This window comes from Rhodococcus sp. BP-316, assembly GCF_019836105.1.
Lineage (GTDB): Bacteria > Actinomycetota > Actinomycetes > Mycobacteriales > Mycobacteriaceae > Rhodococcoides.
The window spans coordinates 206,977-220,416 of record NZ_JABUEE010000002.1 but is presented as its reverse complement, the minus strand read 5'-3'; the positions used below and the strand labels follow the sequence as shown (position 1 = coordinate 220,416).

Annotated in this window: 12 protein-coding genes; 8 read left to right on the top strand and 4 right to left on the bottom strand. The window is 68.7% G+C overall.

Going from position 1 to position 13,440, the window contains the following annotated elements; all coding sequences use genetic code 11:
- Positions 1-1,053: an ATP-dependent DNA ligase gene (locus HQ312_RS04405; protein ID WP_222632253.1), complete on the bottom strand. Its 1,053-nt coding sequence runs from the start codon at positions 1,051-1,053 to the stop codon at positions 1-3.
- Between the two features lie 53 nt (positions 1,054-1,106).
- On the opposite strand from HQ312_RS04405, the gene HQ312_RS04400 reads away from it, so the two are divergent.
- The gene (locus HQ312_RS04400; protein ID WP_056441104.1) at positions 1,107-1,718 is read left to right on the top strand and encodes a hypothetical protein; all 612 of its coding nucleotides are present in this window, start codon (positions 1,107-1,109) and stop codon (positions 1,716-1,718) included.
- Positions 1,652-3,142 (top strand): MFS transporter, encoded by a 1,491-nt coding sequence (locus HQ312_RS04395; protein WP_222637929.1) that lies wholly within the window; start codon positions 1,652-1,654, stop codon positions 3,140-3,142. The genes HQ312_RS04400 and HQ312_RS04395 overlap by 67 nt, the downstream gene beginning before the upstream one ends.
- Positions 3,143-3,145: 3 nt before the next feature.
- Here the strand turns inward: HQ312_RS04395 and HQ312_RS04390 are convergent, their stop codons facing one another.
- Positions 3,146-3,724, bottom strand: coding sequence for a sigma-70 family RNA polymerase sigma factor (locus tag HQ312_RS04390; RefSeq protein ID WP_308123794.1), 579 nt, complete (start codon positions 3,722-3,724; stop codon positions 3,146-3,148).
- Positions 3,725-3,955: 231 nt separating this feature from the next.
- On the opposite strand from HQ312_RS04390, the gene ilvD reads away from it, so the two are divergent.
- Both ilvD and HQ312_RS04380 read left to right on the top strand, forming a co-directional pair.
- The gene (ilvD, locus tag HQ312_RS04385) at positions 3,956-5,689 is read left to right on the top strand and encodes a dihydroxy-acid dehydratase (protein ID WP_222637927.1); all 1,734 of its coding nucleotides are present in this window, start codon (positions 3,956-3,958) and stop codon (positions 5,687-5,689) included.
- 138 nt (positions 5,690-5,827) lie between these two features.
- Positions 5,828-6,295, top strand: a complete 468-nt coding sequence (locus HQ312_RS04380) for a DUF6764 family protein (RefSeq protein ID WP_037185983.1) — start codon at positions 5,828-5,830, stop codon at positions 6,293-6,295.
- Positions 6,296-6,381: 86 nt separating this feature from the next.
- On the opposite strand, the gene HQ312_RS04375 is transcribed toward HQ312_RS04380, so the two are convergent.
- Both HQ312_RS04375 and HQ312_RS04370 read right to left on the bottom strand, forming a co-directional pair.
- Entirely contained in the window at positions 6,382-7,053 is a 672-nt protein-coding gene (locus tag HQ312_RS04375; RefSeq protein WP_222637926.1) for a S1 family peptidase, read from the bottom strand.
- 59 nt (positions 7,054-7,112) lie between these two features.
- Positions 7,113-7,874 (bottom strand): DUF6319 family protein, encoded by a 762-nt coding sequence (locus HQ312_RS04370; protein ID WP_222637925.1) that lies wholly within the window; start codon positions 7,872-7,874, stop codon positions 7,113-7,115.
- 170 nt (positions 7,875-8,044) lie between these two features.
- Here HQ312_RS04370 and HQ312_RS04365 point away from each other — a divergent pair, with 170 nt between their 5' ends.
- The 4 genes from HQ312_RS04365 to HQ312_RS04350 all read left to right on the top strand — a co-directional run bounded on the left by HQ312_RS04365 (position 8,045) and on the right by HQ312_RS04350 (position 13,438).
- Complete coding sequence (locus HQ312_RS04365; RefSeq protein WP_027506110.1) at positions 8,045-8,539, top strand: pyridoxamine 5'-phosphate oxidase family protein; 495 nt, start codon at positions 8,045-8,047, stop codon at positions 8,537-8,539.
- Between the two features lie 138 nt (positions 8,540-8,677).
- Positions 8,678-10,951, top strand: coding sequence for a glycerol-3-phosphate 1-O-acyltransferase (locus HQ312_RS04360; protein ID WP_222637924.1), 2,274 nt, complete (start codon positions 8,678-8,680; stop codon positions 10,949-10,951).
- The gene (locus tag HQ312_RS04355; RefSeq protein ID WP_056441091.1) at positions 10,948-12,396 is read left to right on the top strand and encodes an HAD-IB family hydrolase; all 1,449 of its coding nucleotides are present in this window, start codon (positions 10,948-10,950) and stop codon (positions 12,394-12,396) included. Before HQ312_RS04360 ends, HQ312_RS04355 begins: the two co-directional genes overlap by 4 nt.
- A complete protein-coding gene (locus HQ312_RS04350; RefSeq protein ID WP_222637923.1) occupies positions 12,389-13,438 on the top strand; it encodes an adenylate/guanylate cyclase domain-containing protein in 1,050 nt (349 codons plus the stop codon). Before HQ312_RS04355 ends, HQ312_RS04350 begins: the two co-directional genes overlap by 8 nt.
- Positions 13,439-13,440: the final 2 nt, after the last annotated feature.

The window sequence follows — 13,440 nt, the reverse complement described above, 5'->3', positions numbered from 1 at the left end:
TCAGGACCTCTCGAGGATGTCGGAGACGTCGTAGTCCGCGGGCACGTCGAGCTGGTCGTACGTGCAGCTCAGCGGATCCCGGTCGGGGCGCCAGCGGACGAAGCGCGCGGCGTGGCGCAGCCTGGACTTCTCCATCTGGTCGTAGGCCACCTCGAGAACCCGCTCGGGCCGCACCGGGATCCATGTACGGTCCATGCCGGAGCGCCAGCGGGTCTGCTCGCCGTCGGAGACGATGTCGTCACCGAGCCGCAACGGTTCCAGTTCCTCGAGGTAGGACAACCGCTTCGCGTCCGTGAACGCGGACGCGCCGCCGATCATCTGGAGCTGGTCACCGTTGTAGAGACCCAGCAGCATCGACCCGATACCGTTGCCGCTCTTGTGAATGCGGTACCCGATGAGAACGCAGTCGGCCGTGCGGGCGTGCTTGACCTTGATCATCTCGCGCTTGTTCGGCACGTACACGCCGTCGAGCCGCTTGGCCACGACCCCGTCCAGTCCCGCTCCCTCGAACCGGTCGAACCAGTCGGTGGCCAGAGCGGCGTCCGCGGTCACGCGCGTCACGTGGCACCGCGGCTCGGTCCGACCCGTGTCGAGGATCGTCTCCAGGCGGGCACGCCTCTCGGCGAAGGGAAGACCGGTCAGGTCCTCGTCACCGAGAGCCAGGAGATCGAATCCGATGAACTGCGCGGGGGTCTTCTCGGCCAGCATCCGCACGCGACTGTCGGCGGGGTGGATCCGCTCGGACAGCGAGTCCCAGTCGAGCCGCCAAGATCCGTCGGTCTCGAGAGCGACCACCAGCTCGCCGTCGACGACACATCGTTCGGGCAGTTCCTCGCGCACGGCGTCGACCATCTCCGGGAAGTACCGGGCCAGGTCCTTACCACCGCGTGACCCGAGCACGACCTCGTCCCCGTCACGGAAGACGATCGTGCGGAAGCCGTCCCACTTCGGCTCGTAGGACCACGCCGGATCCCCCGAGTCGGGCTGGTCGGGGACCGTCTTGGAGGCCTTGGCGAGCATGGGCTGCAACGGGGGTGAAACGGGGAGGTCCACCGCTCAATACTTACACGTCGGACAAACGGTGCAACGGGCATACAGTGTCGTCCATGACGATTTCTCGGCGACCGGGAACGCGGCGCGCTCCGGCCGTTCTCCTCGTGCTGACGGCGGTCGCTCTGCTGGCAGGATGCTCGTCGACGATCACCGGTACCCCCGTCGCTCAGCAGGGCTCCGTACCCGCGTCCGAGGTGCCCGAGTTGCCGAACGATTCGATCCTCCCGCCGGTCCCCACCACTCCGTCCGGCACCGGCGGCGACGTCTCCATCGACGCGCAGGCGGGTGACTGCGTGCGTCTCGGCGGCACGGTCGACGAGGCCACCATCGAGGAGGCCGCGTGCGGGTCTCCCGAATCGAACTACCGCGTGGTGTCTGGCGAGGTCTCCACCGACTTCTGTCCCGGTGACGTCGACCAGACGTACTACGAGACGCTCGCCGGCATCGAACAGGGCGCGCTGTGCCTCGACATCGACTTCGTGGTCGGGGGATGCATGGATCTGGGCACGCCCGACCCGGAGCGCTCGGACTGCGACGCCCCGATGATCGGCGGTGTCCGGGTCGTCGACGTCCTGCAGGGCACGACCGACGCGTCGGAATGCCCGTCGTCACGCAGTTACGTCTACGACGAGCGCGCCTTCGTCGTCTGTCTCGACGACCAGTGACCTCGCCCCCGCCGACCGTCCCCCTGTCGTCGGCGCGCGGCCGGTGGATCGTGCTGGCCACGGTGCTGGGATCGACCCTGTCGCTGCTCGACGGAACCGTGGTCACCATCGCCCTCCCCGACATCGGGACCGAACTGGGCGCCGACGTCAGCGGGCTGCAGTGGACGGTCACCGGCTACACCCTGACGCTTGCCGCGTTCGTGCTGCTGGGCGGCTCGCTCGGCGACCGTGTCGGACGGCGGCGCATCTTCGTCCTGGGCACGATCTGGTTCGCGGTCGCGTCGGTCGCGTGCGGTCTGGCGCCGAACGTCGAGTTCCTCGTGCTCGCTCGTGTCGTGCAGGGCATCGGCGCTGCGTTGGTGACGCCGGGTTCGCTGGCGATCCTGTCGGCCTCGATCGACCCGAAGGATCGGGGTGCGGCCATCGGCCTGTGGTCGGGCTTCGGTGGCATCGGGTCCGCGGTGGGCCCGCTGCTGGGCGGCTGGCTCGTGGAGATCGCCGGGTGGCGGTCCATCTTCCTGCTCAACGTGCCGCTCGCCGTCGCGGTCGTCGTCGTCGCGTTGCGCCACGTGCCCGAGACGCGAGACCCCGAGACCTCCGGCCGACTCGACGTCCCCGGAGCTGCCGTCGTCGCCCTCGCTCTCGCGGCACTGACCTACGGGGCGATCGACGGACGGTGGCCGATCATCGCGATCGGCCTGGTCGGCACGGCCGTGTTCGTGGTCGTCGAGCGCCGGACGGCCCACCCTCTGGTGCCGCCGTCGCTCTTCTCGTCCAGGGTCTTCGTCGCGGCGAACATCGTGACCTTCGCGGCCTACGCCGCGCTCGGCGGCGTGTTCTTCCTGCTGCTGCTGCAACTGCAGGTCGCGCTCGGCTACTCGGCCCTCGCCGCCGGCACGGCGACACTGCCGATCACCGCGGCGCTCCTCCTGCTGTCGGCGCGCGCCGGCGCGCTGGCCGGCCGCATCGGACCTCGTCTGCCCATGACGGTGGGACCACTGGTGGCCGCGGTCGGGCTGGTACTCATGGTCCGCATCGAGCCGGGATCGACCTACCTCGGTGCCGTGCTGCCGGCCGTCGTCGTGTTCGGCGTGGGGCTCTCCCTGCTCGTGGCGCCACTCACCGCGGCCGTCATCGGTGCGGCACCGGCATCGCACGCGGGTACCGCGTCCGCGGTGAACAACGCGGTCGCGCGCACGGCTCAACTGCTCTCGGTCGCCGCGATTCCCGGCATCGTCGGCATCTCCGGGCAGCTGGATCCCGCGCAGTTCTCCTCGGGATTCCGCGCCGCGATGCTCATCTGTGCGGCCGTGCTGACTCTCGCCGGGGCACTCGCCGCCGTCTCGATCCGCACACCTCGCCCGACGGGTCGCACGCCGATGCACTGCGACGTGTCCGGACCGCCCGTGACGGACGGCCGCTGACGGTCACTCCGCCAGGCAGGCCACGCGGGGATCGACGCGCATCTTCGCGAGTGCGCTGCGGATCCGCGACTTCATCGTCGACACCGGCACGCCCATACGATCGGCGGCCTCCGCATACGTGAGACCTTCGAAGAACGCCATGAACAGGCATTCCCGCTGCCGGCCACTCAGTTCCTGCATCGCGTCGAGCACCGGACGGCGGTCGAGGAAGCGGTCCGACGTGTCGTGGATCCCCACGGCGGCGTCGAGCATCGCATACTTCGACTCGCGATCGGTCCGCGACTGCTCGGACCGCACGCGGTCGATGGCTCGCCGGTGCGCCATGGTCACCAACCACGCCGCCGGCGACCCCTGTTCGGGCGAGAACGTGGGGGCCTTCTGCCACACCTCGAGATAGACGTCCTGGACGCACTCCTCGGAGAATCCACGATCGCGGAGCACCCGGAGCACGGCTCCGTAGACTCGGGAGGACGTCGCGTCGTAGAACCGGGCGAACGCCTCACGGTCACCACGGCCGACAGCCTGGAGCAGAGCCGACAGTTCCGCCGTCGAGCGAGCCGCGGGCCGAGGTTCGGTAGACACCGCCGAATCATCCGTAAGCGGCTGTGCAACAAGTGTATTCACGGTCTTCACCTCGATCCGTCGAACGCGGGACGTGCTCTCGATAGGCATGACGATGCCAGCGCTACCACGCGGTAGCGCATCGCGAGTGTCGCGATCGGGTCACTGGTTGATAACGGAACGGTCACGGTGGCTGAGGTCGAGTCCGGTGCCCGATGATCGGTGATTCCGGTGCGGTCTAGGGTTTTTGCCATGAGCAGCACCCCCGCAGACGCCACCACCTCCACCAGCGCCGACACGGCCGACGTCAAGCCCCGCAGCCGCGACGTCACCGACGGTCTCGAGAAGACCGCAGCGCGCGGCATGCTGCGCGCGGTCGGCATGGGCGACGCGGACTGGGGCAAGTCCCAGATCGGCGTCGCGTCGTCGTGGAACGAGATCACCCCGTGCAACCTCTCGCTCGATCGCCTGGCGAAGGCGGTCAAGGAGGGTGTGCACACGGGCGGCGGCTATCCCCTCGAGTTCGGCACCATCTCCGTGTCCGACGGCATCTCCATGGGCCACGAGGGCATGCACTTCTCGCTGGTCTCCCGTGAGGTCATCGCCGACTCGGTCGAGACCGTGATCAGCGCCGAGCGCCTCGACGGCTCCGTGCTGCTGGCCGGCTGCGACAAGTCGCTGCCCGGAATGCTCATGGCGGCCGCGCGCCTCGACCTCGCGAGTGTCTTCCTCTACGCGGGCTCCACTCTTCCCGGTTTCGCGACGCTCTCGGACGGCAGCGAGCACCAGGTCACCATCATCGACGCGTTCGAGGCCGTCGGCGCCTGCTCGCGCGGCCTGATGTCGCGTGAGGACGTCGACACCATCGAACGCGCGATCTGCCCCGGCGAGGGCGCCTGTGGCGGTATGTACACCGCCAACACGATGGCCAGCGCGGCCGAGGCCATGGGCATGTCGCTCCCCGGCAGCGCCGCTCCGCCCGCTCCCGACAAGCGTCGCGACGGATTCGCTCGTGCCAGCGGCGAGGCCGTCGTCGAACTGCTGCGTCGCGGCATCACCACGCGCGACATCATGACGAAGGAGGCTTTCGAGAACGCCATCGCCGTCGTCATGGCCTTCGGCGGTTCCACGAACGCCGTGCTGCATCTCCTCGCGATCGCGTACGAGGCAGGTGTCGAACTCACCCTCGACGATTTCGTCCGCGTCGGCGCCAAGGTGCCGCACCTCGCCGACGTGAAGCCGTTCGGCCGCCACGTCATGACCGACGTCGATCGCATCGGCGGCGTTCCCGTCGTCATGAAGGCCTTGCTCGACGCCGGCCTGCTGCACGGCGACTGCCTCACGGTCACCGGCAAGACGGTGGCGGAGAACCTCGCCGACATCGCCCCGCCGGATCCCGACGGTCTGGTGCTGCGCGCGATGAGTGAGCCGATCCACCCGACCGGCGGCATCACGATCCTGAAGGGCTCGCTGGCTCCCGGCGGCGCAGTCGTGAAGTCGGCAGGCTTCGACTCCGACGTCTTCGAGGGCACCGCCCGCGTCTTCGAGCGTGAGCGCGCCGCGATGGACGCTCTCGAGGACGGCACCATCACGTCCGGCGACGTCGTCGTCATCCGGTACGAGGGCCCCAAGGGCGGCCCGGGCATGCGCGAGATGCTGGCGATCACCGGAGCCATCAAGGGCGCGGGCCTCGGCAAGGACGTCCTGCTGATGACCGACGGTCGGTTCTCGGGTGGCACGACGGGCCTGTGTGTCGGGCACATCGCTCCCGAGGCCGTCGACGGCGGACCGATCGCGTTCGTCCGCGACGGCGACCGCATCCGCCTGGACGTCGCCAACGGAACGCTCGACCTGCTGGTCGAGGACGCCGAGCTCGAGTCACGCAAGGCGAAGTGGGCACCGCTTCCGCCTCGCTACACCCGTGGCGTGCTGGCCAAGTACTCCAAGCTCGTGGGGTCCGCGTCGCAGGGCGCCGTCTGCAGCTGAGACCGCGCGGTGACAAGACCGTGACCTGACCGTGACCGTCGGCAGAGTTGGCTGATACCCGGCGGGGGCATTCTTCGAGGACAAGACGCGGCAACGATCGTTGCCGTCGATCGTTTTCGGGAGAGGGCAACCCACGTCATGTCAGTCGTCAAGAGAACCATCGCCGGAGCGTTCACCGTCGCACTCGGTGTCGCCGCATTCCTGCCCGCCACCGCCTCGGCCGCACCGGTCACGGCATGCCAGGCACCGTTCGGTGCGGACGCCGTGCCCGCCGGTGGCCTGTGCTCGGCGACCAGTGACGCCTCCAGCGCCGCTGCCGCCTACGGTGACGCGTCCGCCGACGCCAGCCGCAACGCCCTCGCCCTGGCGCTCGGCCTCAACGGCGGCATCGCCAGCAGCTCGGCCGTCGGTTACGCGGCACCGGCCGCCATCGCGTTCGGACCGGGTTCCGTCGCCGAGGCACTCGGCCTGAACCCGGGTCTGTCCATCGCCATCGCGGCACCGGGCTCGACCGTCACGGTCGACTCCCTCGGCGGCGTCACCTGCGACGGCCCCGGATTCGCCGGCGACCTCACCACGCTGAAGGCGTGCCTGCGCGTCAACTGATCCACAGCTCCACCCAGCCGACACGACGAAGGCCGTGACCCCCTCTCGGGAGTCACGGCCTTCGTCGTGTGGCTGGGGTCCGGCGATCAGCCCGTGACGGTGAACCCGGTACCGGCGCCGCCGCCGCGGTTGATGTCGTCGAGCACCGTCTGGATGTTGGTGCCCACCTCGGGACCGATGCACGGGATGCCCAGGTACGCGTTGACCATGCCCACCAACGTGGTGCCGGCGACGACGGGGCCGCCCGAGTCACCCTGCTGGACGCAGATCTGCGTGTAGGTGCGGTCGTTCTGGAAGAGCTCCCCGTAGGTGATGCCGCACGTGTTACCGGTGGTGCGGCCCTCCTTGCACATGATGCCGGGGAAGGTCGCGGGCGCCCCCACGCCCGTGATGGTCACGTTGCCGACGCGGTTGGTCGGTGCGACGCGGCCCCGATCGAACTCGATGACGGCGTAGTCGAGGCCGGGGACCGAGCTCACGATGCGGCCGACGGCGCCCGCGTCGGGCAGGTACTCGGCGCCGATCAGATCACCGGGAACGCCGCAGTGACCTGCGGTGATGCCGACGAGTCGACCGGCGGCGTCGTTGCCGATGGTGGTCAGTGTGCAGTCGAACTTGCCCTTGCCGGTGCTGTCTGCGACGAGCACTCCGGATCCGCCACCGAGCACGGCGACGGGTGCAGCCGACGCGGTTCCGGCGCCGATCCCGCCGGCGAGCGCCAGCGCTGTGGTGGCAACGAGCACGAGTTTCTTGAGCATGTATCCCCTCCGAGGTCACGCACACCGTAGCAATACGCGGGACCCGGAACGCGACGCTTCTACTCGTTCTTCAGTCGATCGAGCGCGCGGCGTGCCTCGTCGAGCTCTCGACTCAGGGCCTCGACCCGCTCGAGCGCGGCAGCCCGAGCCGCCTCGATCTTGTCCTCGACGGCAGCGGAAGCCACATCGTCGCCCAGTTCGCGGATCGCGCGGAGGACCCGGTCTGCCGTCACGTCCGACGGCTTGGCCAGCTTCTTCGCACCGTGCGACACGGTGACGGTCCACTGATCGTCGGGCCCCGACGTCACGGTCACCGACACCGGCGCGGGCTGCGCCTTCGTGCGCCGAGCCGGCCGAGCCGCGGGCTTCACCGACGTCTCCGGCGCGAGAGCCGGCGTGGCCACCGACTTCTCGGGTGCTGCTTTTACAGGCACGGGAGTCTCCGATCGGGGCGTCGCTGCATGTGGGACGACGGGGGGTGGGACCACGGCGGGGCGGGTTGTCGGGCGCGCCGCCGTCGTGCGCGGAGCGACCTTCGTGGCTTTGCGCGCCGGCGCCGGCGCGTCCTTGCTCAGACGCAACTCGTCCGCCTCGTACGGCAGCTGGTCGTCGATGCCCTTGGGGCTCACCGTCACCGTGGTGCCGTCGACCGAGATCACCCGCGCCGAGGCGCCCGCCTCGAGGCCGAGGGACGGCGTCGCCTCCCGCAGGTAGACGGTGACGCGGCGACCGGCCGCGAGCCCCGCCTCGAGAGTCGCGAGGTCCTCGGCGGACAGCGCCTCGCCGGGTCGGGGGGCGCGGCGCCGGGCGGGAGCGCTCATGATCGGGTGCCTCTCGTCGTGAGTGGAGCGGGTCGTGGCTGGGGATCGGCGAGTCCGGGCGTGGGGCAGAACGGACGCGACAGAAGTTTTGCACGACCCACCGACACCGTTCGACGCACCGAGTCCTGCACGCCCGGTTGCGCCACCACCACCGCGGGTAGCCGTGCCCCATGACTACTGACGAGAGAACCGAAGGCACCGCCCGCGTCGCCGAACTGCTGTCCGACGCGAAGCTCTGCATGTTCACCACCCACGGCACGGACGGACACCTCAAGGCACGGCCGATGGCTCTGCAGGAGACGGAGTTCGACGGCGATCTGTGGTTCTTCGCCGCGAACGACTCGAGGAAGGTCGCCGACATCCGTTCCGATCCGTCGGTCAACGTGTCGTTCCAGTCGGGCACGTCGTGGGTCTCGCTGTCGGGGCGCGCGAGCGTGGTGCTGGACGACGCGAAGAAGAAGGATCTCTGGAGCCAGGGCGTCGCCGCGTGGTTCGAGAACGGTCCCGAGTCCGACGAGGTCGTCCTCATCCGGGTGGAGTCGGAGGGAGCCGAGTTCTGGTCGGCGCCGGGGTCCAAGGTCTCGACGCTCATCGCGTACGCCAAGTCGCGCATCACGGGCGACAAGCCGGACGTGGGTGACAACGAGAAGGTCGACATGTCGTGACGGATGCACCACTTCGGTTCCGCGGCCGGGGCGGCTCGTGAAAGTGGCACCGGGGTACCTGTCCCGGGCGTAGCGTTGCGGACCATCACGTGCACGGCCCACCACCGGTGGCGCATCGGAGGGGGAAGGCGAGCGGACATGTCTCAACTGGATTCGACCGAGCATCCGCTGACGGGGAGATCCTCGTCCTCCGACGATCAGGTCTTCCTCATCGACGCGGTCTCCGACGTCGACGTCCACGCGGCCGACGACTGGATCGATCGTCACCACGGTAACGGCCGACCGGAGTCGGTCGTCATGACGGGCAAGGCCCTCGACGAACTCACCGAGCGTGCCGGCGGCGCCGATCCACTCATCACCCCGATCCGCGTCAGCTGGACCAAGGCTCCGAGGAAGGGCTTCGGTCTGCGTCTGGGGCGGGCACGCCGCGGGGAGTCGCGCATCATCGAGGGCGAACCCGCCTCGTTGTCGGCGCTGCGGGAGCGGTTCGAGGCGACGGCGGGCCGCTCCCTGTCGTCCTACATCGCGCGTCAGGCGAGCCTCACGTTGGACAAGGCCGAACGCGAGGTCATCGGCAGCGAGTACAAGGTGCCGCGCTTCGTCGTCGAGGAGATGACGGAACGCTCGCAGTTCCGTGCCGATCTGGCCGAGTTGGCGGCATCGGTGGACACTCCGGTGTCGGCGGTCAATGCCCGGGTCCACGAGATCCTCGACGAGATGGTGGCGACCGAGAACAAGGGCGCCGTCGAACTCTGGGGTCAGCTCGGCGCCTTCTTCTCGCGGGCCTACCGCGTGGAGGTGGACACCGAGAAGCTCGCCGAGTTGCGCGATCTCGACAAGTCGTTCCCCCTGGTCTTCCTGCCGAACCACCGCTCCTACCTCGACCCACTGGTTCTGCGCCCCGCCTTGCTCGAGCAGGGCTTCCCGCTCAATCACGTCATGGGCGGCATCAACGTCGGGTTCTGGCCCATCGGCCCGCTCGCGAAGCGCAGCGGTGTGGTGTTGATCCAGCGCAAGTTCTCCGACGCGGTCTACAAGTGGACCCTGCGCCAGTACATGAGCTTCCTGTTGAGCAAGAAGTTCAACCTCGAGTGGTACATCGAGGGCGGCAGGTCTCGCACCGGCAAGCTCCGGCCTCCGCGCTTCGGCCTGCTCACCTATCTGTTCGACGCACTGGAGAACAGCACGGCGGCCGACGCGTACCTCGTCCCGACGTCCATCACGTACGACCGGTTGCACGAGGTCGGCGAGATGGCCAAGGAGTCGCACGGTGCGACGAAGCAGGCCGAGGGAATCCGGATGGCCATCGGGTACGTCCGCGCCCAGGGCCAGTTACGCGGAACCGTCTACCTGCGGTTCGGGACTCCGATGTCGGCACGGCAGTTCCTCGACGAGTACGACGACAAGCGGGTCGCGGTGCAGCGTGCGGCGCTGGCGGTGTCGCACGCCATCAACGAGTCCACTCCGGTGACGCCGGCGGCGCTGGTGGCGATGGCGATGCTCGGTATCGAGGACCGCGCGCTGAACAAGCGTGAGATGTGGTCGATCATCGAGCCGTTGGCGTCGTACATCCAGCAGCGTGGTCTCCCGACGGCGGGTGGGGTGGATCTGACCGACATCGACGTCATGACGGCCGCTGTGCGCGCGCAGGTCGCGGCCGGTGTGGTGCGGCGCTTCGACGACGGCCCGGAGCCGTTGTTCCTGCTCGCGCAGGACAAGCATCTCGTCGCGTCGTTCTTCCGCAACAACGCCATTCACTTCTTCGTGATGCGGGCGATCGGCGAGTTGGTGGTGTTACGCACCGAGGACTGCCCCACGGGCGAGGTGGCCGCCGACGATCTGTGGAAGTCCGCGCTGGAACTGCGGGACATGCTGAAGTTCGAGTTCTTCTTCGGCGAGAAGCGTGAGTTCGGGGAGCGCCTCGAAGCCGAGGTCGATCTCATCGATCCGCACTGGCGCACCGGTCTCGATCGACCCGGATACGCGCTGAAGTCGTTGCAGTCGCAGCCTTTTCATCTGGCGCACCGGGTACTGCAGCCGATCTTCGAGGCGTATCAGGTGGTGGCCGACCAGCTGCTCACCCTCACACCGGGTGCGAAGTTCGACAAGGTGTCGTTCCTCGACGACTGCCTGGGCGTCGCGCAGTCGCGGCGACTCCGACAGCAGCTCGAGCACAGCGAGGCCATCTCGAACGAGCTCTTCGACACCGCCCTGCAGTTGGCCGACAATCGTGGTCTCCTGTCCACCGAGGACGACGACATCGCTTCCCGCCGTCAGGAATTCGCTGCGGACATCGCGGCGTGGGGACGTGTGAGCAGACGTATCCGCACGATGGTGCACGTGGCCCTCGACTCCGTCGACGGTGCGGACGCACCCGATCGACCAGACAACGCTTCCGGAGGACACCGGTGACCAGCACTCACCCAGCACACACGTTCCAGGATCTGCTCGACGAGGTCGCACAGGCTCCGAAGGGTCCGGACGTGGTGGCGTTCTTCGATTTCGACGGCACCGTGATCGACGGTTACTCCGCGACCGCCGTGTTCAAGGAACGTCTTCGCCGCTTCGACGTCGACCTGTTCGAGCTGTGGGAGATCAGCAGCGCCGTCGTGGAGATGCGGGTGCGCGGGACCACCGTCGACAACCTGATGGACAAGGCCGTGCACGCGTTGGCCGGCAAGACGCACGACGAGTTGATGGAGCAGGCGCAGCGGCTCTTCCGCTCGGAGATCGCTTCGCAGATCTTTCCGCAGGTCCGCACCCTCGTCGCCGCGCATCGCCGGGCCGGTCACCGCGTCGTGATGTCGACGTCCGCGACCCCGTACCAGGCTCAGCCCGTGGTCGACGACCTCCGCTTCGACGACCTGATCTGCACCCACCCCGAGATCGGGCCGGACGGCGTCCTCACCGGCCTCCTCGACGGCCGGTCGCTGTGGGGTCCGCGCAAGGCCGAGGGAATCGAGGACTGGGCGACGGCCGAGGGCGTCGACACCTCCGTGTGTTTCGGCTACTCCAACGGCATCGAGGACGTCCCGATGCTCGAGACCGTCGGTCGTCCCGTCGCGCTCAACCCGGACCCCGAACTCGACCGCACGGCGCGTGACCGCGGCTGGTCCCGTGTCCAGCTGCGCAGGCCCACGCGCGGAGCCGATCTGACGTCCACCGTGCGCAGCGTCGCCGCCCTCGGCTCGGTCCTGGCGAGTGCCGGACTGGGTGCGACCCTGGGCGTGCTCAGCGGCAGCCGCCGAGTGGGCGCCAACGTCACCAACGCCGTCGCACCGGAGGTCGCTCTGGCCCTCACCGGCATCACGGTGAACGTGGTGAACGAGGAGAACGCCTGGAGCCACCGACCGGCGGTGTTCCTGTTCAACCATCAGTCCACGATGGACATGATCGTCGTCGCCCGCGTCCTGCGTCGGGACATCACGGCCGTCGCGAAGAAGGAACTGAGCCGCGACCCCCGGTTCGCCCCCCTCGGGGCTCTCTTCGACGTGGCCTACGTCGACCGATCGAACAACGCCGCGGCGCGCGAAGCGATGAAGCCGGCCATCGACAAGCTCCACAGCGGCGTGTCGGTGGCCGTGGCCCCGGAGGGCACCCGCATGCCGACGGAGCGGTTGGGGCGCTTCAAGAAGGGCGGGTTCCATCTGGCCATGGCGGCCGGGGTCCCGGTGGTTCCCCTGATCCTCCAGGGAGCGGGCGACGTGATGTGGAAGTCCTCGTTCACTGCGCACTCCGGCACCGTCACCGTCACTGTGGGAGAACCGATCCCGACGACGGACTGGACGGCGGAGACACTGGACGAGCACATCGCGGAGGTCCGGGCGGTCTACGAGCGGACTCTCGACCATGCCTGACCAGGGCCCACCGGACGCCGGCCGGCCCACCTTCCGGCAGAACGAGGTCGAACATACTCTGCTGGGAGAGGAACCCACGTACACCCGCGATCAGGTCGCCGAGCTGGCGAACGTGGATCTCGAACGCGCGCAACAACTGTGGATCGCCATGGGCTTCCCGGTCAGCCCGGATCCGGACGCCGTCATGTTCACCGATGCCGACATCGAGGCGCTGCGCCTGCTCACGACACTCGTCGACGAGAACGTCGTCGAGAAGTCGATGGAGGTGGCGGTCGCGCGGACGCTGGGGCAGTCGATGTCACGACTGGCCGAGTGGCAGGTGGGCGTCGTCAACTCCTACATCCGCTCGCGCATCGCTGCCGACGCCGCCGATCCGGACGCCATTCGATCGGAGTCCCGGGTCACCGCCGCGGACACGGTGCCCACCATGGAGAAACTGCAGAACTACGTGTGGCGGCGCCATCTCGCCGCGGTGGCCGGGCGCGCACTGTCCGTCGAGTCGAGCGGGGAGACCGACACGGTGCTCGCGGTCGGCTTCGCGGACATGGTCGGCTACACCTCGCTCACCCGTCGACTCGATGTCTCCGAGCTGACCTCGCTGCTCGAGGAGTTCGAGTCGGTGGCCACGACGATCATCGCCCGCGGCCACGGATCGGTGGTGAAGAACGTCGGCGACGAGGTGATGTTCCAGACCACCGGCCCCCGGGACGCGGCACGGATCGCCCTGGAGCTGCACGACGCCTTCGCCGACCGGGACGACGTTCCCGCGCTGCGCGTCGGCATCGCCGTGGGTCCGGTGCTCGCCCGCTTCGGCGACCTGTACGGGTCCGTGGTCAACATGGCCGCCCGCCTGACCAGCAACGCGCACCCCGGCACGGTGCTGGTGGACAGCGAGACGGCCGACGCGCTGTCGGGCGAGGACGAGTTCTACCTCAAGTCGCTACGCCCCCTGCGGGTGCGCGGTTTCAGCAAGCTACGCACCTACGCGCTGCGTCGCAATCGCGATCACCAGCGGGAAGGATCGCGCGACACCGAGCGTTGACG